This window comes from Bacillus sp. URHA0034, assembly GCF_056280405.1.
Map to the genome: position 1 here is coordinate 2,809,785 of NZ_JBWCDK010000002.1, position 24,560 is coordinate 2,834,344.

General features: G+C 42.7%; 17 protein-coding genes, 9 tRNA genes and 3 rRNA genes. All 29 read right to left on the reverse strand.

Features of this window, described 5'->3' with window-relative positions; genetic code table 11:
• Positions 1-159: 159 nt before the first annotated feature.
• Positions 160-235 (reverse strand) — tRNA-Ala (locus ACZ9EE_RS15550).
• A gap of 16 nt (positions 236-251) precedes the next feature.
• Positions 252-328: transfer RNA gene (locus ACZ9EE_RS15555), tRNA-Pro, on the reverse strand.
• An 8-nt stretch (positions 329-336) separates the two neighbouring features.
• Positions 337-413 (reverse strand) — tRNA-Arg (locus ACZ9EE_RS15560).
• 17 nt (positions 414-430) lie between these two features.
• A tRNA-Leu gene (locus tag ACZ9EE_RS15565) sits at positions 431-519 on the reverse strand.
• A gap of 7 nt (positions 520-526) precedes the next feature.
• Positions 527-598, reverse strand: a tRNA-Gly gene (locus tag ACZ9EE_RS15570).
• 30 nt (positions 599-628) lie between these two features.
• Positions 629-713: transfer RNA gene (locus ACZ9EE_RS15575), tRNA-Leu, on the reverse strand.
• A gap of 43 nt (positions 714-756) precedes the next feature.
• Positions 757-832, reverse strand: a tRNA-Lys gene (locus tag ACZ9EE_RS15580).
• 150 nt (positions 833-982) lie between these two features.
• A tRNA-Thr gene (locus ACZ9EE_RS15585) sits at positions 983-1,055 on the reverse strand.
• 22 nt (positions 1,056-1,077) lie between these two features.
• Positions 1,078-1,153 (reverse strand) — tRNA-Val (locus ACZ9EE_RS15590).
• 7 nt (positions 1,154-1,160) lie between these two features.
• A 5S ribosomal RNA gene (gene rrf, locus ACZ9EE_RS15595) occupies positions 1,161-1,276 on the reverse strand.
• 83 nt (positions 1,277-1,359) lie between these two features.
• Positions 1,360-4,295: ribosomal RNA gene (locus ACZ9EE_RS15600) — 23S ribosomal RNA — on the reverse strand.
• Positions 4,296-4,500: 205 nt separating this feature from the next.
• Positions 4,501-6,050 (reverse strand): 16S ribosomal RNA (locus ACZ9EE_RS15605).
• The 16S, 23S and 5S rRNA genes sit together here with 9 tRNA genes alongside, the layout of an rRNA operon.
• 323 nt (positions 6,051-6,373) lie before the next feature.
• The gene (lysS, locus tag ACZ9EE_RS15610) at positions 6,374-7,858 is read right to left on the reverse strand and encodes a lysine--tRNA ligase (protein WP_476028393.1); all 1,485 of its coding nucleotides are present in this window, start codon (positions 7,856-7,858) and stop codon (positions 6,374-6,376) included.
• 274 nt (positions 7,859-8,132) lie between these two features.
• Positions 8,133-9,134, reverse strand: coding sequence for a tRNA dihydrouridine synthase DusB (gene dusB / locus ACZ9EE_RS15615; RefSeq protein WP_476028395.1), 1,002 nt, complete (start codon positions 9,132-9,134; stop codon positions 8,133-8,135).
• A 17-nt stretch (positions 9,135-9,151) separates the two neighbouring features.
• A complete protein-coding gene (locus ACZ9EE_RS15620) occupies positions 9,152-9,358 on the reverse strand; it encodes a helix-turn-helix domain-containing protein (protein WP_476028397.1) in 207 nt (68 codons plus the stop codon).
• On the reverse strand, positions 9,310-9,837 hold the full coding sequence (gene folK / locus ACZ9EE_RS15625; RefSeq protein ID WP_476028399.1) for a 2-amino-4-hydroxy-6-hydroxymethyldihydropteridine diphosphokinase: 528 nt from the start codon (positions 9,835-9,837) through the stop codon (positions 9,310-9,312). Before folK ends, ACZ9EE_RS15620 begins: the two co-directional genes overlap by 49 nt.
• Before the next feature lie 2 nt (positions 9,838-9,839).
• Entirely contained in the window at positions 9,840-10,199 is a 360-nt protein-coding gene (folB, locus tag ACZ9EE_RS15630) for a dihydroneopterin aldolase (RefSeq protein WP_476028401.1), read from the reverse strand.
• The gene (gene folP / locus ACZ9EE_RS15635; RefSeq protein ID WP_476028403.1) at positions 10,192-11,034 is read right to left on the reverse strand and encodes a dihydropteroate synthase; all 843 of its coding nucleotides are present in this window, start codon (positions 11,032-11,034) and stop codon (positions 10,192-10,194) included. Before folP ends, folB begins: the two co-directional genes overlap by 8 nt.
• A 96-nt stretch (positions 11,035-11,130) precedes the next feature.
• A complete protein-coding gene (gene cysK / locus ACZ9EE_RS15640; protein WP_215045763.1) occupies positions 11,131-12,057 on the reverse strand; it encodes a cysteine synthase A in 927 nt (308 codons plus the stop codon).
• Positions 12,058-12,253: 196 nt separating this feature from the next.
• Positions 12,254-13,150, reverse strand: coding sequence for a peptidyl-prolyl cis-trans isomerase (locus tag ACZ9EE_RS15645; RefSeq protein WP_476028406.1), 897 nt, complete (start codon positions 13,148-13,150; stop codon positions 12,254-12,256).
• A gap of 339 nt (positions 13,151-13,489) precedes the next feature.
• Positions 13,490-14,368, reverse strand: coding sequence for an Hsp33 family molecular chaperone HslO (gene hslO / locus ACZ9EE_RS15650; RefSeq protein WP_476028408.1), 879 nt, complete (start codon positions 14,366-14,368; stop codon positions 13,490-13,492).
• 33 nt (positions 14,369-14,401) lie between these two features.
• Positions 14,402-15,169 (reverse strand): type III pantothenate kinase, encoded by a 768-nt coding sequence (locus tag ACZ9EE_RS15655; protein WP_476032973.1) that lies wholly within the window; start codon positions 15,167-15,169, stop codon positions 14,402-14,404.
• A 112-nt stretch (positions 15,170-15,281) separates the two neighbouring features.
• Entirely contained in the window at positions 15,282-17,240 is a 1,959-nt protein-coding gene (ftsH, locus tag ACZ9EE_RS15660) for an ATP-dependent zinc metalloprotease FtsH (protein ID WP_476028410.1), read from the reverse strand.
• Positions 17,241-17,363: 123 nt separating this feature from the next.
• On the reverse strand, positions 17,364-17,906 hold the full coding sequence (hpt, locus tag ACZ9EE_RS15665; RefSeq protein ID WP_476028412.1) for a hypoxanthine phosphoribosyltransferase: 543 nt from the start codon (positions 17,904-17,906) through the stop codon (positions 17,364-17,366).
• A gap of 23 nt (positions 17,907-17,929) precedes the next feature.
• Entirely contained in the window at positions 17,930-19,315 is a 1,386-nt protein-coding gene (tilS, locus tag ACZ9EE_RS15670; RefSeq protein ID WP_476028414.1) for a tRNA lysidine(34) synthetase TilS, read from the reverse strand.
• A gap of 165 nt (positions 19,316-19,480) precedes the next feature.
• Entirely contained in the window at positions 19,481-20,494 is a 1,014-nt protein-coding gene (locus tag ACZ9EE_RS15675) for a protein kinase domain-containing protein (protein WP_476028416.1), read from the reverse strand.
• Positions 20,463-21,203 (reverse strand): VWA domain-containing protein, encoded by a 741-nt coding sequence (locus tag ACZ9EE_RS15680; protein WP_476028418.1) that lies wholly within the window; start codon positions 21,201-21,203, stop codon positions 20,463-20,465. Before ACZ9EE_RS15680 ends, ACZ9EE_RS15675 begins: the two co-directional genes overlap by 32 nt.
• A gap of 94 nt (positions 21,204-21,297) precedes the next feature.
• The gene (gene spoIIE, locus ACZ9EE_RS15685) at positions 21,298-23,772 is read right to left on the reverse strand and encodes a stage II sporulation protein E (protein ID WP_476028420.1); all 2,475 of its coding nucleotides are present in this window, start codon (positions 23,770-23,772) and stop codon (positions 21,298-21,300) included.
• Between the two features lie 302 nt (positions 23,773-24,074).
• The gene (locus tag ACZ9EE_RS15690) at positions 24,075-24,506 is read right to left on the reverse strand and encodes a S1 domain-containing RNA-binding protein (RefSeq protein WP_476028422.1); all 432 of its coding nucleotides are present in this window, start codon (positions 24,504-24,506) and stop codon (positions 24,075-24,077) included.
• Positions 24,507-24,560: the final 54 nt, after the last annotated feature.

Here is a 24,560-nt window from a genome sequence, read left to right on the forward strand (position 1 = left end):
TTTAGCTCATTTTGTTACGTTGGCTTCATTTCGTAAGAAATGAATATTATTGTTTGTTGACGTTTTTGTTTGTTTAGTTTTCAAAGAGCAATCGTCGTTTATGCGACTTTTATATATTAACAAAGTAATTTTACATTGTCAATACCATTTTAATTTATTTGGTGGAGTCTAGGGGGATCGAACCCCTGACCTCCTGCGTGCAAAGCAGGCGCTCTCCCAGCTGAGCTAAGACCCCGAAATAATTAAATAAATGGTCGGGAAGACAGGATTCGAACCTGCGACCCCTTGGTCCCAAACCAAGTGCTCTACCAAGCTGAGCTACTTCCCGATAAATAATGGCGCGCCCGAAAGGAGTCGAACCCATAACCTTCTGATCCGTAGTCAGACGCTCTATCCAATTGAGCTACGGGCGCATTATTCATTTCTTAAATGGTGCCGAGGACCGGAATCGAACCGGTACGGTAGTCACCTACCGCAGGATTTTAAGTCCTGTGCGTCTGCCAGTTCCGCCACCCCGGCATTTGAGAGCGGAAGACGGGATTCGAACCCGCGACCCCCACCTTGGCAAGGTGGTGTTCTACCACTGAACTACTTCCGCGTATATGGTACTTATTTTCTCTCACAAAAATGGTGCGGGTGAAGGGAGTCGAACCCCCACGCCTTGCGGCGCCAGATCCTAAGTCTGGTGCGTCTGCCAATTCCGCCACACCCGCAATATTATCTTATCGCAAAAAATTATTTCATTCGTAAAACCTATGGTGAGCCATGAAGGACTCGAACCTTCGACCCTCTGATTAAAAGTCAGATGCTCTACCAACTGAGCTAATGGCTCTTATGAAGATGATTCCCTACAACTAATTTGTGGTAGGTCAGATGCTCAAAAGAACTTGCGTTCTTTCTCGCAGATTGCCCGCAGAAGCTGATTCACAGAAGTTTGCAATCTGCTCTACCAACTGAGCTAATGGCTCGTACAAAGAAAAGGTGCCGGCGAGAGGACTTGAACCCCCAACCTACTGATTACAAGTCAGTTGCTCTACCAATTGAGCTACCCCGGCGTCGTAAAGTAAGGAAAAAATATGGTGGAGGATGACGGGATCGAACCGCCGACCCTCTGCTTGTAAGGCAGATGCTCTCCCAGCTGAGCTAATCCTCCATATAAAGCCTGGCAACGTCCTACTCTCACAGGGACAAAGTCCCAACTACCATCGGCGCTGAGAAGCTTAACTTCCGTGTTCGGTATGGGAACGGGTGTGACCTTCTCGCCTTAATTACCAGACTTATGAAATTAGAGAGATCGTTCTCTCAAAACTAGATAATATAGAAGAAATTCGTAAAAACGAGTTATTCGCTTTAAAAAATATGGTTAAGTCCTCGATCGATTAGTATCAGTCAGCTCCACATGTCGCCACGCTTCCACCTCTGACCTATCAACCTGATCATCTTTCAGGGATCTTACTAGCTTGACGCTATGGGAAATCTCATCTTGAGGGGGGCTTCATGCTTAGATGCTTTCAGCACTTATCCCGTCCGCACATAGCTACCCAGCGATGCCTTTGGCAAGACAACTGGTACACCAGCGGTGCGTCCATCCCGGTCCTCTCGTACTAAGGACAGCTCCTCTCAAATTTCCTGCGCCCACGACGGATAGGGACCGAACTGTCTCACGACGTTCTGAACCCAGCTCGCGTACCGCTTTAATGGGCGAACAGCCCAACCCTTGGGACCGACTACAGCCCCAGGATGCGATGAGCCGACATCGAGGTGCCAAACCTCCCCGTCGATGTGGACTCTTGGGGGAGATAAGCCTGTTATCCCCGGGGTAGCTTTTATCCGTTGAGCGATGGCCCTTCCATGCGGAACCACCGGATCACTAAGCCCGACTTTCGTCCCTGCTCGACTTGTAGGTCTCGCAGTCAAGCTCCCTTGTGCCTTTACACTCTACGAATGATTTCCAACCATTCTGAGGGAACCTTTGGGCGCCTCCGTTACTCTTTAGGAGGCGACCGCCCCAGTCAAACTGCCCACCTGACACTGTCTCCCACCCCGATAAGGGGTGCGGGTTAGAATTTCAATACAGCCAGGGTAGTATCCCACCGACGCCTCCACCGAAGCTGGCGCTCCGGCTTCTCAGGCTCCTACCTATCCTGTACAAGCTGTACCAAAATTCAATATCAGGCTACAGTAAAGCTCCACGGGGTCTTTCCGTCCTGTCGCGGGTAACCTGCATCTTCACAGGTACTATAATTTCACCGAGTCTCTCGTTGAGACAGTGCCCAGATCGTTACGCCTTTCGTGCGGGTCGGAACTTACCCGACAAGGAATTTCGCTACCTTAGGACCGTTATAGTTACGGCCGCCGTTTACTGGGGCTTCGATTCAGAGCTTCGCGTGAGCTAACCCCTCCTCTTAACCTTCCAGCACCGGGCAGGCGTCAGCCCCTATACTTCGCCTTGCGGCTTCGCAGAGACCTGTGTTTTTGCTAAACAGTCGCCTGGGCCTATTCACTGCGGCTCTTCGAGGCTATGAACCCCAAAGAGCACCCCTTCTCCCGAAGTTACGGGGTCATTTTGCCGAGTTCCTTAACGAGAGTTCTCTCGCTCACCTTAGGATTCTCTCCTCGCCTACCTGTGTCGGTTTGCGGTACGGGCACCCTTTTATCTCGCTAGAGGCTTTTCTTGGCAGTGTGGAATCAGGAACTTCGGTACTATATTTCCCTCGCTGTCACAGCTCAGCCTTCGCGAGAAGCGGATTTTCCTGCTTCTCAGCCTAACTGCTTAGACGCACATATCCAACAGTGCGCTTGCCCTATCCTCCTGCGTCCCCCCATCACTCAAACGATAAAGAGGTGGTACAGGAATATCAACCTGTTGTCCATCGCCTACGCCTTTCGGCCTCGGCTTAGGTCCCGACTAACCCTGAGCGGACGAGCCTTCCTCAGGAAACCTTAGGCATTCGGTGGATGAGATTCTCACTCATCTTTCGCTACTCATACCGGCATTCTCACTTCTAAGCGCTCCACCAGTCCTTACGGTCTAGCTTCAACGCCCTTAGAACGCTCTCCTACCACTGACACCAACGGTGTCAATCCACAGCTTCGGTGATACGTTTAGCCCCGGTACATTTTCGGCGCAGAGTCACTCGACCAGTGAGCTATTACGCACTCTTTAAATGGTGGCTGCTTCTAAGCCAACATCCTGGTTGTCTAAGCAACTCCACATCCTTTTCCACTTAACGTATACTTTGGGACCTTAGCTGGTGGTCTGGGCTGTTTCCCTTTTGACTACGGATCTTATCACTCGCAGTCTGACTCCCACGGATAAGTCTTTGGCATTCGGAGTTTGTCTGAATTCGGTAACCCGATGAGGGCCCCTAGTCCAAACAGTGCTCTACCTCCAAGACTCTAACTACGTGAGGCTAGCCCTAAAGCTATTTCGGAGAGAACCAGCTATCTCCAAGTTCGATTGGAATTTCTCCGCTACCCACACCTCATCCCCGCACTTTTCAACGTGCGTGGGTTCGGGCCTCCATCCAGTGTTACCTGGACTTCACCCTGGACATGGGTAGATCACCTGGTTTCGGGTCTACGACCACATACTCATACGCCCTATTCAGACTCGCTTTCGCTGCGGCTCCGTCTCTTCAACTTAACCTTGCATGTAATCGTAACTCGCCGGTTCATTCTACAAAAGGCACGCTATCACCCATTAACGGGCTCTAACTACTTGTAGGCACACGGTTTCAGGAACTATTTCACTCCCCTTCCGGGGTGCTTTTCACCTTTCCCTCACGGTACTGGTTCACTATCGGTCACTAGGGAGTATTTAGCCTTGGGAGATGGTCCTCCCTGCTTCCGACCGGATTTCACGTGTCCGGCCGTACTCAGGATCCACTCAGGAGGGAACGAAGTTTCAACTACAGGGCTTTTACCTTCTATGACGGGCCTTTCCAGACCGCTTCATCTACCCCGTTCCTTTGTAACTCCATGTTGAGTGTCCTACAACCCCAAGAGGCAAGCCTCTTGGTTTGGGCTAATCCCGTTTCGCTCGCCGCTACTTAGGGAATCGCGTTTGCTTTCTCTTCCTCCGGGTACTTAGATGTTTCAGTTCCCCGGGTCTGCCATCAATACCCTATGTATTCAGGTAAAGATACTGCTCCATTACAAGCAGTGGGTTTCCCCATTCGGAAATCTCCGGATCAAAGCTTACTTACAGCTCCCCGAAGCATATCGGTGTTAGTCCCGTCCTTCATCGGCTCCTAGTGCCAAGGCATTCACCGTGCGCCCTTTCTAACTTAACCTAAAAGGTTTTACTCTATTTAATAGAGAGAAAAACTAAAATGGCGATTTTACTCGGTTTTTACTTGGTTTCTTCTATACGATTATCTAGTTTTCAAAGAACGATTAAAAAAAGCTTTGAGAGAATTGCACTCTCAAAACTAAACAAACAGAAAACCATCAAACAAACGTTTTTGTCTGGCTCATATGTCCAGCTTATATCCTTAGAAAGGAGGTGATCCAGCCGCACCTTCCGATACGGCTACCTTGTTACGACTTCACCCCAATCATCTGTCCCACCTTAGGCGGCTGGCTCCTTGCGGTTACCCCACCGACTTCGGGTGTTACAAACTCTCGTGGTGTGACGGGCGGTGTGTACAAGGCCCGGGAACGTATTCACCGCGGCATGCTGATCCGCGATTACTAGCGATTCCGGCTTCATGTAGGCGAGTTGCAGCCTACAATCCGAACTGAGAATGGTTTTATGGGATTGGCTAGGCCTCGCGGCTTTGCTGCCCTTTGTACCATCCATTGTAGCACGTGTGTAGCCCAGGTCATAAGGGGCATGATGATTTGACGTCATCCCCACCTTCCTCCGGTTTGTCACCGGCAGTCACCTTAGAGTGCCCAACTGAATGCTGGCAACTAAGATCAAGGGTTGCGCTCGTTGCGGGACTTAACCCAACATCTCACGACACGAGCTGACGACAACCATGCACCACCTGTCACTCTGTCCCCCGAAGGGGAAATTCCTATCTCTAGGAGTGTCAGAGGATGTCAAGACCTGGTAAGGTTCTTCGCGTTGCTTCGAATTAAACCACATGCTCCACCGCTTGTGCGGGCCCCCGTCAATTCCTTTGAGTTTCAGCCTTGCGGCCGTACTCCCCAGGCGGAGTGCTTAATGCGTTAGCTGCAGCACTAAAGGGCGGAAACCCTCTAACACTTAGCACTCATCGTTTACGGCGTGGACTACCAGGGTATCTAATCCTGTTTGCTCCCCACGCTTTCGCGCCTCAGCGTCAGTTACAGACCAGAAAGCCGCCTTCGCCACTGGTGTTCCTCCACATCTCTACGCATTTCACCGCTACACGTGGAATTCCGCTTTCCTCTTCTGCACTCAAGTCCCCCAGTTTCCAATGACCCTCCACGGTTGAGCCGTGGGCTTTCACATCAGACTTAAAGGACCGCCTGCGCGCGCTTTACGCCCAATAATTCCGGACAACGCTTGCCACCTACGTATTACCGCGGCTGCTGGCACGTAGTTAGCCGTGGCTTTCTGGTTAGGTACCGTCAAGGTACCGGCAGTTACTCCGGTACTTGTTCTTCCCTAACAACAGAGCTTTACGACCCGAAGGCCTTCATCGCTCACGCGGCGTTGCTCCATCAGACTTTCGTCCATTGTGGAAGATTCCCTACTGCTGCCTCCCGTAGGAGTCTGGGCCGTGTCTCAGTCCCAGTGTGGCCGATCACCCTCTCAGGTCGGCTACGCATCGTCGCCTTGGTGAGCCGTTACCTCACCAACTAGCTAATGCGCCGCGGGCCCATCTGTAAGTGTCAGCCGAAACCGACTTTCAACTTTTCCTCATGAGAGGAAAAGGATTATCCGGTATTAGCACCGGTTTCCCGGTGTTATCCCAGTCTTACAGGCAGGTTGCCCACGTGTTACTCACCCGTCCGCCGCTAATCAACAGGAGCAAGCTCCTATTGATTCGCACGACTTGCATGTATTAGGCACGCCGCCAGCGTTCGTCCTGAGCCAGGATCAAACTCTCCGAGAAAGTTGATTTAGCTCATTTTGTTACGTTGGCTTCATTTCGTAAGAAATGAATATTATTGTTTGTTGACGTTTTTGTTTGTTTAGTTTTCAAAGAACAATTTGTTATATCGCTCAAAGGCGACTTTATAATATTACCAAGTTATTAACGTAATGTCAACAACTTTTTTAACTTCTTTTTTCTTTCTCGCTACTGCCTCGCAGCAACAGATAATAATATACCACCTTTAGACACTGGATGCAATACCTATTTTTAAAGTAAAAATATTCACTCTACTCACAGCTTGCAAAAAAAAAGCGCCGGATTTCTCTGGCACTTTGAAAGCTTTATTTATGACGCATTAATGGGAATAATAGTACATCCCGGATGGATGGAGAATTTGTTAATAACATAACCAGGCGGTCAATACCAATTCCTAATCCACCAGTTGGCGGCATACCGTATTCTAATGCCTCAACAAAATCTTCGTCCATTTGATGAGCTTCATCATTACCTTGCTCACGTTCCTTTAATTGTGCTTCAAAACGTTCTCTTTGATCAATTGGATCATTAAGCTCAGTAAAGGCATTGGCATGCTCACGTGCCACAATAAACAACTCAAAACGATCCGTGAAGCGTGGATCCTCTTCATTTTTCTTCGCTAGTGGTGAAATCTCTACAGGATGCCCGTAAATGAAAGTTGGTTGAATTAACTTCTCTTCGACTCTCTGCTCAAAAAACTCATTAACTATATGTCCATAGAGCATGTGTTCCTTTATTTCGATATTATGTTCTTTAGCAAGCTCACGAGCTTCTTCTACACTCATTTCCTTCCAGAAATCTACACCTGTATATTCTTTAATTGCATCAACCATGTGCAGCCTTTTCCATTCAGGTTTTAGATCTACTTCATACTCTCCGTATTGAACAGTTGTTGACCCTAATACCTCTTGGGCGATATGCGCAATTAGATTCTCAGTGAGACTCATAATATCTCTATAGTCTGCATAGGCTTCATAAAGTTCAATCATTGTAAATTCAGGATTATGGCGGGTTGATACACCCTCGTTCCTAAACACACGGCCAATCTCATATACTTTTTCTAGTCCGCCGACAATTAGACGCTTCAAGTGAAGCTCGATAGCAATCCTCATATACAATGGCATATCAAGAGCATTATGGTGTGTAATAAATGGTCTTGCAGAAGCACCGCCGGCAATCGCATGCATCATTGGTGTTTCTACTTCTAAATAACCATGATCATCAAGATATCGGCGCATTGATTGGATAATACGGCTTCTAGTTATAAAGGTTTCCTTGCTTTCCTGACTTACGATCAAATCTAAATAACGCTGACGATAACGCTGCTCAACGTCCTTCAAACCATGGAATTTATCAGGAAGGGGACGCAATGCCTTTGTAAGGAACACAAAGTTCTCCACTTTTACAGACAATTCCCCTACCTTTGTTTTAAAAAGGGTACCTGTCACCCCGATGATGTCCCCAAGGTCAGCTGAATCAAAAACTTTATAGGATTCTTCTCCAATAGCATCTTGACGTACATATACTTGAATTTGACCTGTCAAATCTTGAATATGGGCAAATCCAGCTTTCCCTTTACCACGCTTTGTCATAATCCGTCCCGCAAGTGTGACAGAAACATTTTTAGCTTCAATTTCTTCTTTTTCTAAGCCCTCGTATTGTTCAATAAGTTCTTTCGTACTATGGGAGCGATCAAAACGCTTTCCAAATGGATCTAATCCATTTTCACGCATTGCATTCATTTTTTCACGTCTGACCAAGAATTGGTCGTTTAATTCTTCCTGACTCATGATTACTTCAACTCCATAACTTCTTTTTATGTAAATCTAAATAACTAACTGTCCTTTTAAGTTATAGTCCAGCCATACTAGTAATACCTTATCTAAAAAGTCTAATAGCCTAGTTTTAGGCCTGCTGCTTTTTTACATACTATATTATTTTACACAAACATGACAATTCAGACATCAAAAAAGTTCATAAATACATAAAAACTGCCAGTAATGCTACTGGCAGCTCTATTCAGTAAACAAAGATATTATAGAAAATAGGATGAGGACTGTCAAATTAACCTACGATTAACTGGCTGTTTTCCATTTCTTCGACATCGGCCACTAAACCGTTTAATACGGTTACTAAGTCCTCTCTCGTATTGCATTCGTTAATTGCATTTCGCACCCTTGCATTACCGCGGACGCCTTTTAAATACCATGCTGCATGTTTACGCATTTCACGAACAGCAATATACTCACTTTTTAAAGCAATTAATCGATCTAAGTGAAGGATACATACGTCGATTTTTTCCCTTACTGACGGCTCACCTAAGAGTTTACCGGTTTCTAAATACTGAACCGTACGGTAAATCATCCATGGGTCCCCTAGCGCAGCCCTGCCGATCATAACGCCATCAACACCTGTTTCCTCAAGCATTCTTTTTGCATCTTGAGGTGTTTGTACGTCCCCGTTCCCAATGACCGGGATGTTAACAGACTGTTTTACTTCACGAATAATGTCCCAATTTGCTTTTCCTTCATACATTTGGACGCGGGTACGGCCATGGAGTGCGACAGCCTTACCGCCTGCACGTTCCACCATTTGGGCGTTTTTTACAGCAAAAATATGCTCATCATCCCAGCCCATTCGCATTTTTACAGTGACAGGTTTTTCTACAGCATCCACAACAGCCGAAACCATTTCATAAATTTTATTAGGGTCTAATAGCCATCTTGCTCCTGCGTCACATTTTGTAATCTTCGGAACAGGGCAGCCCATATTGATATCAATGATATCAGCATTCGTGTTTTGATCAACAAATTTTGCTGCTTCAACAAGAGTTTCCTTTTCACCGCCAAAAATTTGCAGGCTCAGTGGTTTTTCCCGCTCGTCTATATAAAGCATATTCATTGTTTTTTCGTTTTTAAGAATAATCCCCTTATCACTGACCATTTCTGCGCATACTAACCCTGCTCCAAATTCTTTTACAGTCAGACGGAATGCTGAATTACATACACCCGCCATTGGCGCTAAAACAACTGGATTTTTTATGTCAATATCTCCTATTTTTAACATGCGGTAACCTCCTTTTCTTATTCTTTTGGTTTTAAGTCTTCTATACTGATTTTTAAAGAATGAGCAATTCTATCGAGTAAATCCTCTGCAGGCAGACGATTCCCTCTTTCAATTTCACCTAAAATAGATACTGATACACCTAGTTCCCTCGAAAAGCCTTCTTGTGTATAACCCTTTAGCTTCCGATAGGCACGAATACGTCTTCCCCATTTTTCCGCTTCCATAATCGGACTCCTTCTTTATCTGGTAGTTCATTCAAAAGTATGTTAAGAGGTTTATCCACCCCAGGTAATCTAAGGTTTTGATCAATTTCTACTAATGGAATCAAAACAAACGCCCGCTCTAACATCCTTGGGTGCGGTACGATAAGTTTCTCTGATTCAATATTTTCTTGGTTAAAGATTAGAATGTCAAGGTCGATTGTCCGCGGACCCCATTTTATTTCCCTTTTTCTCCCAAGTTCCGTTTCAACATTTAAACAAGTATCTAATAACTCCATCGCACTTAGACTAGACTGTACTTTAATTACCATGTTCAAAAATAAATCTTGATCCTCATATCCAACAGGATCTGTTTCATATATAGATGAAAAATTTACCATCCGAATAGCAGGATTCGTGATTAATCGATTAATAGCATTAACTATATTATCATATCTGTTTCCTATATTAGAGCCAAGGGCAATAAATGCTGTATTTTCCACTTTTATCTTCTCCTCGTAATTTCTACGGCAACAGATTTGTAATGCCCTGGTATGGGAGGGTCTGGTTTTATGACTTTTACGGTAACATCCAAAATCAGTGAAAACGCACTAATAACGCTTGCAGCAATTTCTTCTGCAACCGCCTCTAATAGCTTAAAGGGTTTCCCTTCGACCACTTCCTTGCAAACTTGATACAATTCACCATAATTAACAGAAAACTGAAGTTCGTCTGTTTCTCCGGCTTTTTTTAAATCAATGGATACAGCTAGGTCCACAATAAATCGCTGGCCTAACCGGTTCTCTTCCGGAAACACACCATGATAGCCATAAAACTCCATCCTATTCACATATATCTTATCCAATGACGACATCCTTCCCGATCAATATATCCATCATTTTAGCCATCCTGCTCATTTCTTTTACATCGTGAACACGAATCATCTGACAGCCCTTTTGAATTCCGTAACAAATTGTCGCTCCAGTCCCTTCCATTCTTTCAGTAACGGGCAGGTCTAAAGCTTGTCCGATCATAGACTTTCTTGATGTCCCTAATAACACAGGATAGCCCAGCATCACAAACTTTTCTAAATTTTGCATGGTTAACAAGTTTTGCTGATAGTCCCTAGCAAAACCAATACCGGGATCAAGGATAATATTTTCATCTCTTACTCCAGCACGTTTAGCAATTGTAATACTTTCATAAAGGTCATTTAAGACATCCCTCATAAAAGACTTGTAGTTCCGATCATGCCGATTATGCATCAGGATGATCGGAACATTATAGTCTGCTGCAACCTGTGCCATTCTACTATCGGCTTTTGCTCCCCAAATATCGTTAATAATATGGGCCCCCGCCTCGATTGCCTGCTTGGCAACCTCTGCTTTATAGGTGTCGATCGAGATTGGAATTGAAACCTGTTCCGAAATGGCTTTTATTACTGGGACCACCCGTTCAATTTCCTCTTCATCGGAAATGACTGTATAACCCGGTCTAGTGGATTCACCACCAACATCAATAATATCCGCCCCATTTTCCGCCATTTCCCTGGCATGTTGAACCGCGCGCTCAATTTGATTAAAATCTCCACCATCTGAGAAGGAATCAGGGGTAACATTTAAGATTCCCATCACAATTGTTTTTTTCGAATAATCCAAGGTATAGGGCCCGCACTTAATTTGTTCTTGAGTTGTTCTCATTCCATATTCCCCCACAACTTGTTTTTCACATTTTATCATAGTTTTTCCAAAAAAAAGAGGCTTCGGCAAAAACTCGCCAACGCCTCCAATCTTTATTTATTCAGCATCATATTGGTAAAGTGGTGTACTTAAATAACGTTCTCCATTATCAGGAATAATCGCTAGTACTTTTTTACCTTTTCCTAATTCTTTCGCTACCTTTAGGGCGGCAGAAATAGCTGCACCTGAAGAAATACCGCCTAGGATACCTTCTTCTCTAGCAGCACGGCGTGATGCTTCAAATGCTTCTTCCGTACCGATTTGAATCACTTCATCATAAATATTTGTATTTAATGTATCAGGAACAAACCCTGCTCCAAGACCTTGAAGTTTGTGCGGCCCAGGATTACCACCTGATAATACTGGTGAGTCTTTTGGCTCAACGGCAACAATCTTTACTTCTGGGAACTTTTCACGAATAACACTGCCTGCACCTGAAATGGTTCCACCTGTTCCGATTCCAGATACAAAAGCATCTAGTTGATCCATTTGTTCAACAATTTCTTTACCTGTCGTTCTTTTATGTACTTCAGGGTTTGCTTGATTTTTAAATTGTTGTGGTAAGAAGTATCCGTGTTCCTTAACTAGCTCTTCTGCTTTAGCAATAGCACCCTTCATGCCTGCTGGCCCAGGTGTTAAAACAAGCTCTGCACCATATGCGCGAAGAAGGTTTCTTCTTTCTAAGCTCATTGTTTCAGGCATAACGAAGATTGCTTTGTAACCTTTAGCCGCTGCAATCATTGCAAGCCCGATACCTGTATTTCCACTCGTTGGTTCAATAATTGTATCACCTGGTTTAATTAAACCTTCGTCTTCTGCAGCTTCAATCATCGCAAGACCAATACGGTCTTTAACACTGCTCCCTGGGTTAAAATATTCAAGCTTTAGATAAACATCAGCACTATTTTCATCTACTAATCTGTTTAATTTTACAATTGGTGTTTGACCGACTAACTCAGCCACTGAATTTGCAACACGAACCATTAGGGCACCTCTATTCCGAGTATTTTTATTGGATTTATATTATTAAATTTACCAGTTTTTAAGCCAACTTGTCAATTGTTTTGATTGAAAAATTTCAAATAAATTGAAAATACGAATAGTAGATATGTACTAATTAAGTCAATTGTAATGGTTTTCCAAATAAAACCTCTTTAGGTCACAGAATGACGACCGTTGTTTAATGCGTTTCTTTTTCTCCATAAAACCAATTGACCTGCGCCTCATCCCAAAAAATAGAGGCTGTAGCTGGTGTTTTCATTTGATCGAGAGCAATTTGCCGGCGGATCTGGTCTTTTACCTCCGCATAGGAATAACTTTTTCCACTGATTTTCCCATTAAGTTTTAAGAGGACATACCCATCCTTCACCTTTATCGGCTTGCTGACAGCCTTTGGTGTTAATTTTTTAGCCTCGGTCATATATTGCTTTGGATATCGCTCATCGTCTTCACTAATGTAGCCGATATCCCCGCCTTCATTGGCTGAAAACTCCTCAATTGACCGTTCCATGGCCATGGCTGAAAAGCTAGACCCACGGGTAAGCTCTTTTGCAGCTGTTTCTGCTTCTTTTTTTGTTTTGACCACAATATGTGATAAGTGATAGGCAGCTGGTACAGTAAATAGATTTTTATTTTTCGTATAATACGTTTTCATTTCACTATTGGAAACAGACACATCCTTAGTCAAAAGCTCTTCTAAGAGCAGACTGCTGCGGATTTCATCCTTCCATTTAGTTTCGGTTTGATGACTTTTCTGACTAAAAGAATGATAAGTGGTCTGAAGCATTCGATATTCTCGGTTAACATCTTGATTTGATACCTTAATTTTATATTTCGCTGCCATTTCCTCGATTACTTTTTGATCAATCATTTCCTTCAATACATCTTTGCCATATTTAGCTTCTAATTCATTCAGCCAGGCTTGTCTCGTAATTTCCTTCTTCCCTATGTTTGCCACGGCCTCGTCATTAGCCGCTGTACCACTTACCTCGTTTGCCCTTGTCAGAAAAAAGGCTGCAGTCAGGCAGTTTAAAAAAACAAGGGCGGCAATGATCATCCAAAGCTGCTTCTTCCCCAACCATTTCTCCTCCTAAAGAAAAGTGCAAGCACCCTGGTCAGCGGCGTATGGCCTCCTCGAAAAAGCTATCGCTTTTCCTTCGTGCGGTGCTTATGCTGCCGAAGCCTTCCTTGTGGAGCACTCCAACTGAGATAAAGGAAACACGAAGAGCGGTAGCTTTTTCGTGTTGACTTATCGTAGGGCGGAGTGCGAAGAACACTAGCCGCTAGGGTGCTTGCGCTAGACAATTCTCAAAGATTTTTCTAGTTTCTTATTTCCTAAAGAAAAGTGCAAGCACCCGTTTAACAAAGTCCACCAGGGACAGGGTGTTGCACTCGATCTTTTTGCATAATATAGGACTTATTTCGATTCAGCCCTTAATGCTTCTAACTCTTCTCTTGAATACTGATACTTTTCATTACAGAAGTGGCAATGTGCTTCCGCCTGCCCATCTTCTTCAATCATAGCGGTGATTTCAGCAGCCCCTAGGCCAATAATAGCATTGGCAAAACGCTCTTTGGAGCAATTACATTCAAAGCTGACCGGCATTGTCTCTAATATCTTCACATGCTCTTTTCCAAATAATTCTTCAAGGATTTGCTCGGGGCTAAGTCCCCGCTCAATTAGTTTTGAAATCGGCTCTATCGTTTTTAGGCGTTCCTCTAATTTAGATATAAGCTCATCTGGTGTTCCCGGCATTAGTTGAAAAATAAATCCTCCTGCAGCCAAAATGGAGTCATCCGGGTTCACTAACACACCAACTCCTACAGAGGAAGGTATTTGTTCGGAGGTCGCAAAGTAATAGGTAAAGTCTTCACCAAGCTCTCCAGAAACAAGAGGAACTTGTCCGGAGAAAAAGTCCCTTAATCCGGTATCCTTTACCACGGCAAGTGTGCCCTCAGTACCGACCGCACGGCGGACGTCAAGTTTGCCGTGTTCATTGGATTCAAAATCAACCTCCGGATTAGTCACGTAACCGCGGACCTCACCCTTGGCATTACTATCAACCACTATCGGGCCAAGCGGACCGCCCCCATTAATTTTCACAGTGAGTTTATCCTCACCTTTAAGCATGGCCCCCATCATGACCGCTGCAGTCATCGTGCGGCCAAGCGCAGCTGACGCAGTGCGCCATGTTTGATGACGGCGCTGTGCCTCACTAATTGTCGCTGTAGTACGAACAGCATATGCCCGTATATTCCCATCATAGGCAAGTGCCTTTACTAGATAATCCTTCATTGTCTCGCTCCCTTCTTGCTGAATAATTTTAGGTTATCCCATGTTCCGTTTATAGATAAGTGAAAGACCCTTTAAAGTTAAAAAAGGATCGACAATATCAATAATCGTTGACTCTTGTGAAATTAAGCCTGCTAATCCACCTGTGGCGATCACAGTAGGCTTTTTGGAGCTTTGGTCCATCATCCTTTTCACAATTCCTTCAACTTGTCCTACATAGCCATAGACAATACCTGCCTGCATAGCAGAAACAGTATTTTTTCCAATAACCGCTTCTGGCCTGGCGATTTCAATCCGCGGTAATTTTGCTGCTCTTGAATAAAGCGCCTCCGTCGAAATTCCAATTCCAGGGGCAATGGCTCCACCCATATATTGACGTTCCTCATTCACATAACAATAGGTGGTTGCTGTACCAAAATCCACTATGATTAGTGGGCTTCCATATTCGTGAATAGCTGCAACAGCATTCACAATTCGGTCAGCACCAACTTCTCTTGGATTTTCGTATTTAATATTAAGTCCTGTTTTAATGCCAGGTCCGACAACAAGAGGCTTTACGTGAAAATACTTTTGACACATTCTTTCTAAAGCAAACATGATTGGCGGCACAACTGAAGAAATAATAATACCATCAATATCAGAAAACTTAAGACCGGAAAAGTCAAATAAGGCCTTTATATTCATTCCAAACTCATCTTCTGTACGGTTGCGGTTTGTTTCAACCCGCCAATGATACTTAAGGTCATCCCCATCATAAACACCTAAGACGATATTGGTATTTCCCACATCAAATACGAAAATCAAATCTATCACTCGCTTTTATTAATATTCTTTTCCTCATACGCAACATCATATCATAAATAGTATATGAGTAAAAAAAAAGAGTGCCTCCTTGAAGCACTCTTTTCAACTTTATTTACTTATAATCGATATCATCTGAAGGACTGTCTAGAAAAGATTTTTCCTCACTACCAGTTTCATCCTTCTTTTTATTGATATTGACCTTCACATCATCTGTTTTTTTCGGTCCAATCTTAACCGTTTCTAGATGAAGTGATGGCTCTGGCATATGACCATTTTCCACCAGATATTTAATTTGTTCAGCTACAAGCGTTTCAACCTCAAGAAGTGTTGTTGCAATGAGGTCAAGCTTATCACGATTTTCGGTAAGGATTTTTCTAGCTCTTTCATAACATTCTTTAATAATACTTTGGATCTCGAGGTCAATTTCATAGGCAATTGCATCAGAATAATTTTGCTCATTATGGATGTCACGTCCTAAGAAAACCTGACCGCCTGATCCTTGACCAAATTGGAGTGGTCCAAGCTTATCACTCATTCCATATTCCGTTACCATCTTACGAGCAATTCCTGTTGCACGCTGGAAGTCATTATGTGCACCAGTACTTACTTCACCAAACACGATTTCCTCTGCAACACGTCCGCCTAATAAACCAACAATTTTATCAAGCAATTCTGGTTTTGTCATAAAGTAACGATCTTCTCTTGGAAGCATAACAGCGTATCCACCAGCCTGCCCACGTGGAACGATCGTAACTTTGTGAACCATGTCAGCTTCATCAAGCACTAATCCAATAACAGTATGACCGCCCTCATGGAAGGCAACAATACGGCGTTCTTTTTCTGAAATAACACGGCTCTTTTTTGCTGGACCGGCAATAACACGGTCTGTTGCTTCATCAATGTCTTCCATGTCGATTTTCTTTTTATTACTGCGGGCAGCCACTAGTGCTGCTTCATTCAATAAGTTTTCTAAATCAGCACCGGAAAAACCAGGTGTACGCATAGCAATATTTTTTAAATTAACGGTTTCGTCTAATGGTTTATTACGAGCATGTACCTTCAATACTGCTTCACGTCCAACTACATCTGGGCGGTCGACCGTAATTTGACGGTCAAAACGTCCTGGACGTAATAACGCTGGATCGAGAATATCTGCCCGGTTTGTTGCAGCAATAATGATAATACCTTCATTAGCTCCGAATCCATCCATTTCAACTAAAAGTTGATTCAATGTTTGTTCACGTTCATCATGTCCACCGCCAAGTCCAGCTCCACGCTGACGTCCAACGGCATCGATCTCATCAATAAATATAATACACGGAGCATTCTTTTTCGCATTCTCAAATAAATCACGTACACGAGATGCCCCAACCCCGACAAACATTTCAACGAAATCTGAACCGCTTATCGAAAAGAAAGGTACGCCCGCTTCTCCGGCAGTGGCACGTGCTAGTAATGTCTTACCAGTACCTGGAGGTCCTACTAAAAGGACACCTTTTGGTATTCTTGCTCCAAGTTCAGCAAACCTTCGAGGGTCTTTTAAGAATTCAACTACCTCAACTAACTCTGCTTTTTCTTCATCTGCACCGGCAACATCTCTAAAACGAACCTTTTTCTTATCATCGTTATACAGCTTTGCCTTTGATTTACCAAAGTTCATGACTCGGCTTCCGCCGCCTTGAGCTTGGTTTAACAAAAAGAAGAATAAAATAAAGATAATCACGAACGGTATAATGGAAGTAAAGAAAGTAACCCAGCCGCTAGTTTCTTTTGCTGGTAAAACTTCCACTTTTGAATCAGCTTTATCAATACGGTCGAGAATCTTTTCACTGTTAGGTATATAGGTAATAAACTTCTTGTTATTAGCTTCAAACTGCCCCTGAACCTCATAAACACCTCGTTCAGGCTGCATGGAAAATGACTTAACTTTACCACTTTCTAGCTGCGATACAAATTTATCATATGAGATATGATCTGTCGGCTCGTTGCTTCCATTAAAGAAACTCACCACGCCGATAATAACTAAAAATATTAATAAATAAAAGATGGTATTACGGAAAATCCGATTCATCTCTTACCTCCTCCCGCGGATAAAAACTATATTAAATAGTATCATAGAAAATCTTACTAATTCAAGGAATTACTCTCAGTAAAAAGGCTTTCAACAACCAGACTGGCTGCTTCTTCTTATACATTATTTACTATAAACTTCTGGTTTTAATACACCAATATATGGTAGATTACGGTATTTCTCAATATAATCCAATCCATAACCCACCACAAACTCATCTGGAACAACAAAGCCAACATAATCAGCTTGGATGTCACTCTTCCTGCCAGTTGGTTTGTCGAGCAAAGTAACGATTTTAATGGATTTTGCTTTACGATAACGGAATAAATCAACCAGATAGCTTAGTGTTAATCCACTATCGATGATGTCTTCAATAATTAATATGTCCCTTCCTTCAACAGAAGTATCAAGGTCCTTTAAAATTTTAACCTCACCGGAGGATACAAGGGCCGTACCATAACTTGATACATCCATAAAATCCATTTCAAGATAACAATCCATTCGTTTTAGAAGGTCTGCCATGAATGGCATTGCTCCTTTTAAAACCCCAATCGCAAGCGGGAAACGGTCTTGATACTCTTCCGTTAGCTCCCCTGCTAATTGCTTAATCTTCTCTTGAATTTCTTCTTCTGAAACTAATACCTTTTCAATATCATCTTTCATCATAAAATGTGCCCCCTAGAAGATCATTACATAATGTATGTTAGTTGGATATATTGTTCTGCAGTTGGATCGATACCTTCAAAAGAAGACCTTTTTAAATTTGGTAGCCAAATAATGAATCCCTCTCCGTCGGTTATGACCGGCCAAACATCCCGGTCCTGCCGTGGAACTTTTTGATCAATAAAAATATCTTTTAATTTCTTTGAACCCTGTATGCCTTTGATTGTCATTCGATCGCCTTTTTTTCTATTTCGGATAATCAAGGGAAAATGAAGAAGGGCTAAGTTAAAAATGGCACTATTCGGTAACACGTCAGGGTTTTTCCCAGTTATATAATCGATTACAATGCTCCCTCCATTTGGCAGCATAATCGTTCCAGGCTCATTGATTTCAAAATGAAATAATTCTGGCTTTATTTGCTCATATTGGAAAACAAGTTGAGAATATGAGCGAATAACCTTTAAACCCTTAGGAAGATCAAGTGTTCCTGAAGGTTCGTGATGGCTAATTAAAGAAGATACTTGATCGATATGTATTGCAGAAAGAGATGCAGGTTTTTCTTTGTAAAGATAGTTTAATATTAGTTGAATCCCTCTCCTTTGTAAAGGTAAAGGCATTGTTTGGAATTGTTTTATGTCAATAGTAATTTTGTCCTCTTCTCTTTTTGTCAATACTGTATTCAATCGCTCAGCAGCTAATTCCAGCAAATACTCTTCATCACTTCGCAATTCTTCACTAAATCGTTGAAAATGTTCATGTACTTGTCTGTTTTCAGCTTTAAGGAAAGGCAGTACCTGTTTACGAAACCGATTCCGACTATAAATAACCTTCGCATTGCTTGGGTCTATCCTTGGGATGAGATTATGCTTTTTACAATAGTGTTGAAGCTCATCTTTCGTTAAACATAGAAAAGGGCGAAAGATAATCCCTTCATAAAACGGCCTGGAGAATGGGATACCCGCTCTTGCCTTTCCACTGCTTCCTCGTGTCAGCCGCATAAGTATTGTCTCCATTTGGTCATCACCATGGTGCCCTAAAGCTAAATACGGGGATTGGTACCGTTCCATTATGGTCTGATAAAAATCATATCTTACTTCTCTACCGGCAATTTGAGAACTTTTCCCTGTCTCTTCCATGATTTTTGTTACATTAACTTGAACCATTTCAAATGGAATGTTGAATTGTCCACAAAAGTCTTTGACAAACATGGCATCTTGGTAGGATTCTTCGCCACGGAACATATGGTCAACGTGGGCAGCCACAAGAAACAGATTTCTTTTTTCTCTTTCCTTCAGCAAATAATGCAGCAGTGCCAATGAATCGGGCCCACCCGACACCCCCACTACAATTCGTTTGTTTTCTAAGGAAAAGGAATGGTGCTGTAAAAAAGCTTCAACTTTTGATTCCAACATATCAATTGCACACTTTCTAAAGCAAATTTGATTAAAAGCGAATTAGAAACGCGCCTCCGCTTTTCTTTTTAGCTTACCACTTTTGATTATGAACTATCAAAAATTAAGGCAATGAAATTTGGGTTTTCTCTTTATACGGATGAAAGCAAGATTGGTTTCAATTTATTACGGTAAATTATTAAAAGTATACCAAGCATATAACACACCTAGAACGGTTGCGATAAATAAAAATTCCATCCAGCCGCTTTTTTTCTTTTTTCGCTTGTAGCTCTGTCTCGAAAGCGGGACGGATTGTGCAGCTTTACCCCCGGCTTGTTTCGTTTGAAGAGGATCCAGTTTGTTTACCTGAGGTTTTGTTTGTGCGGAAAGGTTCTTATTGTCAACCATTACACCTAATAAATCTGCCCGCATTTGTTTAGCTTGAGTGTATTGCCCTTGGAGTGCCTTTAGAATAACAGGTTCTAATTTTATTAATTCTCGGTTTTGTCGAATCGCATCCTTCAGTTGCTTGAGTCCGCCTGTTGTTTTCGTAAATCGTTTGGGATAGGCTGTATTGATCATGATCATGGCAACCGCAAATAAATCGTAGGATGGTTCAGCCTTTCTGGAGCCTAATCCCCAATAGCCGCGATCATAAAACTCAGTGAATTCTTTAATCGCTCTACCCTGAATGGTCGTTCCGCCGACATCTATACACCTGATTTTTGGCGGAGGCCCCGTCACGATTAAATTTTCCGGTTTCAAGTCCCCAAAGACCCAGCCATTTTGGTGAAGCTGCTCTAAATCATTCAGCAGCTGCAAAAACAAAACACTTGTCCAAGATGGACCTTTCGTTTGCAGGAAGGACAGGAAATCCGGTCCTTGAATATATTCCATTGCATAAAAAGAAATACGTCTGTTATCCCAATGCCAATCATCAACATCAAGCAAACAAGGTCCGAGGGAGTGTCCCTGGACCTTAGCAAAGGATTTTAAAACATTAACCTCTGAGGTGATTGACATACCATTATCACTCATTTTTAAAGCGACCTGTGTGTCTTTATGCTTGGCGAGATAAACCACCCCATTTGCACCAAATCCTAGTTCCTTAATAATCGTATATTTTCGTGCATGCCACTTTCCTGTAATGATTGTTCCTGGGCTAGCCTTACATTGAGTCTTCAAAGTATGATTCATCATCACGAGACAGCAGGCTCCTTAATGATTGTTTTTTTTCTGTAAAAGCAGATAAGGCCATTTTTAATGCCGGTCCAGTTGGCGTAATGCCCCCTGTCGACAGCTGGGAAAAGACACTTGTTAAAACTTGTAGTTTCGGTGTCCAATCGAGCAATTTTTCGACATCATTCTTTTTCCCGGGAAATACATAAACAGAAAACAGATTATCTCCGGTCCTAGCATTCAAGCTTAGAGAAAGGTCAAGGAGTGCCTCTTTTACAGTTGGGAGTTTGTGTTTCATACTTGCGCTTGTATCGACAAGAATCAACACCTCTAATTCGACCGTTTCCCCTAATTCATCGACAACCTCCATTACTTCGCCGCGCTTTTCTGGCGGCAGGTCCTCCATTGTTTGTGAACGTCCCAATATTTCCTGAAGCTGGCGGTTAACGACACCTTGAATGGTTTGATTCATTGCTTTACGAGTAACCATCTGCACCGTTTGCGATAGCCTTTCCGCATAAACAATTTGACTGACCCCTCCGCCTGACATGGCCATTCCTTCAATTTCGCTGATTCCTTTTTCATCTATCACATCATGTTCCATCACACCAATGACATTCACTGTAATCCCTTGTTCATTTGCAAGGGCAGCCATGGCAATCGGGTCATCCCCCTGGTTTGAGCACCCATCCGTAATCAGTAAAATTTGCCGAATCTTCCCTGTGTACATAACCTTCTCCCTCCAGATATAGTATTGCTACCATTTTCGACGGGATAAGGTGGATTTATACATAGTTTATTGGAAGGATGGTTAATATAATCGGTTAAGCATGGCGCTTTACTTTCTGAATAGGAATGGAGGCCCACTTTGGTGTGTTATGTTTTATTTTGGCAACCGTTACCGTCATGTCATCATCAATCAAACCAGATCTGGAGCGAATAACCTCTTCCATGATTAAATCTGCGACCTCTTGCGGATCATCGGTCTCCAATTCTTGTACCTTACGTTTCATCCATAAATCATAATTCTCTACATGCTTGGGTCCTTCAAATACTCCATCACTCATCATAATGAGCAGATCTCCTGCTTTTAATTGTTCGCTGACAACATCCACTTCAAATTCTTGAAGAATTCCCATTGGCAGATTACTGGCCTGAATTTTAATGACTTTATTTCCTCTTTTTATAAAGCTCGGTGTCGAGCCAATTTTAAGAAATTTAGCAGACGCATTTTTCAAGTCGATCATCGCTAAATCTAAAGTTGAAAAAATTTCATCAGTCGTCCGAAGCGATAGGATGCTGTTTACCGACTTAATCGCAACTTTCTCTTCTATTCCTGATTGTAATATTTTTTGCAGGAGCTGAAGTGTTTCACTGCTTTCATAATGAGCTCTTTCTCCATTCCCCATTCCGTCACTTATGGCGATAGCAAATTTACCTAGTCCGAGCTCAATAGTCGAATAGCTGTCACCTGAAACTAAGCCGCCATCTTTTGCTGCATGGGCGACACCCGTATCTACCGTGTAGGCCTTTGATGAGCGGAAGTTTACATTACATAACTCATGAGGAAGGCGGGCACATTCCTCCTTGTTTACTATAATTGTTTCCCCGAGAATATCTGACAGCATTGGTGCGATTAATTTATCACATTCCCCATGACCATTACAAAATGGTACTGTCATCTCGATATCGACATTGCCTTGTTCAAGGCTGTAAATTTCGACCTGTTCAATCTGAATCCCAAAATCCTGGATTGCCTCCATTATTTGTTCTTCCTGTTTATAATGATTCTCTCTTTCACGCTGGATTTCTTTTGCAAAGTTATCCATGACCTCAGAAACACCTAATAATTGCTCTGCAACCAGCTTACGGCTTTCCCGCACTTGCTTCTTTAGTTTTAAATTGGCTTGAAAGAAGGTTAACTGCTGGCCGATGGTTTCGTATACCTTTTTCGGACGAGAACAAATTTTATCCCATTCTCTTGCCAATCTAGGCGAAACATTTCCTTCATTTTGATCCATTTCATGAATAATTTCTTCCATCGCCGCATAGGTTGTATTAAAATTCTTTGCCCAGCATTGTTCCTTTTTAAAACAAGTTTGGCAAGTCCGTTCCGTTACATTGCTCATGAAATAATCCATTTCACGGTTTTCTTCCTCATCCTCCTGCATTATTTCCATTTGTGAGAAGCTCTTTGATAGGGCATGGAAGACACCCGAAAATTGCGACACCCGTTGTGCAGTAACATCGCGCATTTTACGCATGTATTTTTGCTGCTCTGCCGTATGTTCAGGTGTTCCCGGGATATATTTTGCTAGTCTTGATGTAAGAGCTTGGGGCGTTAAGAGAAATAGGAGAATGGCAGATAAGGTCTCCAAGACCGTTTGAAGAATCGAGCCTCCACCCTCCCCATACATGCCAATTAGCAGAGTGGCAATAAATAAGCCGATGGAAACCCCGATTTTTTTTCCTTCCTTTAATAAACCGCCAAGCACCCCTGAAAATGCTAACAAACTCATATGATAGAAGCTCGATACACTTGCAAGACTAAAAATTAACCCGGTCACTACTCCGACCGTGGAACCGACTGTGGCCCCGGCAATAAAGGAAAAGACCAATACCAAATATCTCGACATGATATGTTCTATTGACATATCATAAACCTTCCAGCCGATCGTCCCTGACATAATCGAGGCGAGCATAATAATTAAGCAAACAATCTCTTCCGTTTTTAATAGCTGTCTCCGCTTATTTAACGTTAATAATGGAATACTTTGCAGAAAAATGAGTGTCAGGATAAAGGCCAGGCTTGCTTGAACCCCGACCATCATTAAATCATAGAGGGTTATTTGTCTTGCTAGAATGAAGGCCTCTATTAATTTCCCTGCGCCAAGGATAATCCCGACAAAAAATGGCAGGGATCGTACTTCATTCGTCAGCCACTTTTCACTAATTCGATAGATAGTTAAAAATAGAACCGTTACAGCAAAGGTAAAGGCAGCGTTTCCTAAGGAAATAGTAGCAGCTCCGACGGTCAACCCGATTAGGGCAAGCGGTGCCCGATCTCGTTTGATTAAATAAACTGAGGCAAAAAACGGCAGGCAGAATGGTGTTAACTTTGCTAAAATCAGGGCCCGTCCTAGTAAGAATCCTACTAATACTAATAAATAACCCTTTTTAATTAAAAAGGACTCAAGCATTAATTGAACTTTCCGTAATCCTCTTCCTAAGTCCCATTTAGATGAATGAAGGTTGACTTCCCCGACTGGTTCTATGAAACTTACGTTAGCCTTTTCCATAAATCACACTCCCTATTCTTTCATCGTTGCAAACTATTATAAAATTAATAGTTTTAAAAGTTTGTCAAAATAGTGAACAAGTTAAAATAATCGTTCGACGGTTTTCACTATAATCATTCAAATAATATATTTATGTCGTTTAAAGTAGAAAAGGTGCCTGTCACCATGTGAAGAATTCACATGGTGACAGGCACCTTTTCTTAATGTTTGAGATTAGGATCAAACAAAAAAGACAAGCCGCCGTTGACTTGTCTTCTATATGTTAAGTGAAACCTGCCATATCCCATTAAGTGTGCAGCAAGTTAACCCCGTCTAGCTCCTCTTCCTCCACGCTTGGATTCCGTGGAGCGCTTTAAGGAAGTTAAACGATCCTCACTATCTTTTAGGAATTTGGCCATTTTAGACTCAAAATTTTCCCCTTTATTGTTATTACGATCGTTTGAACGGTTTTGACGAGGGCGTTGCGAATGTGAATATTGCTTTTTTTCCGGCTCTGGACGATCCTTTGCCTTTTTAATCGAGAGGCCGATTTTTCCATCTTTCTCAACATTAAGGACTTTAACCTCAACTTGGTCGCCAACCTTTAGATGGTCGTTAATATCTTTTACATAATTGTCAGCTACCTCACTGATGTGTACAAGCCCTGTTGATCGATCCGGCAACTCCACAAACGCTCCGAATTTTGTTATCCCTGTTACCTTCCCTTGTAACTTGCTGCCTACTTCAATTGACATAAAAAGAATGTTCCTCCTTAAATTTTCCAAAAATCAAACTTTTTATATATTATA

Coding starts and splice junctions, on each gene's coding strand:
- lysS (WP_476028393.1), bottom strand. CDS start 7,858: ATGAGTCAGGAAGAATTAAACGACCAATTCTTGGTCAGACGTGAAAAA.
- dusB (WP_476028395.1), bottom strand. CDS start 9,134: ATGTTAAAAATAGGAGATATTGACATAAAAAATCCAGTTGTTTTAGCG.
- folP (WP_476028403.1), bottom strand. CDS start 11,034: ATGAGAACAACTCAAGAACAAATTAAGTGCGGGCCCTATACCTTGGAT.
- spoIIE (WP_476028420.1), bottom strand. CDS start 23,772: ATGGAAAAGGCTAACGTAAGTTTCATAGAACCAGTCGGGGAAGTCAAC.
- ACZ9EE_RS15675 (WP_476028416.1), bottom strand. CDS start 20,494: ATGATGAATCATACTTTGAAGACTCAATGTAAGGCTAGCCCAGGAACA.
- hslO (WP_476028408.1), bottom strand. CDS start 14,368: ATGAAGGATTATCTAGTAAAGGCACTTGCCTATGATGGGAATATACGG.
- tilS (WP_476028414.1), bottom strand. CDS start 19,315: ATGTTGGAATCAAAAGTTGAAGCTTTTTTACAGCACCATTCCTTTTCC.
- ACZ9EE_RS15680 (WP_476028418.1), bottom strand. CDS start 21,203: ATGTACACAGGGAAGATTCGGCAAATTTTACTGATTACGGATGGGTGC.
- cysK (WP_215045763.1), bottom strand. CDS start 12,057: ATGGTTCGTGTTGCAAATTCAGTGGCTGAGTTAGTCGGTCAAACACCA.
- ftsH (WP_476028410.1), bottom strand. CDS start 17,240: ATGAATCGGATTTTCCGTAATACCATCTTTTATTTATTAATATTTTTA.
- ACZ9EE_RS15690 (WP_476028422.1), bottom strand. CDS start 24,506: ATGTCAATTGAAGTAGGCAGCAAGTTACAAGGGAAGGTAACAGGGATA.
- hpt (WP_476028412.1), bottom strand. CDS start 17,906: ATGATGAAAGATGATATTGAAAAGGTATTAGTTTCAGAAGAAGAAATT.
- ACZ9EE_RS15620 (WP_476028397.1), bottom strand. CDS start 9,358: ATGGAAGCGGAAAAATGGGGAAGACGTATTCGTGCCTATCGGAAGCTA.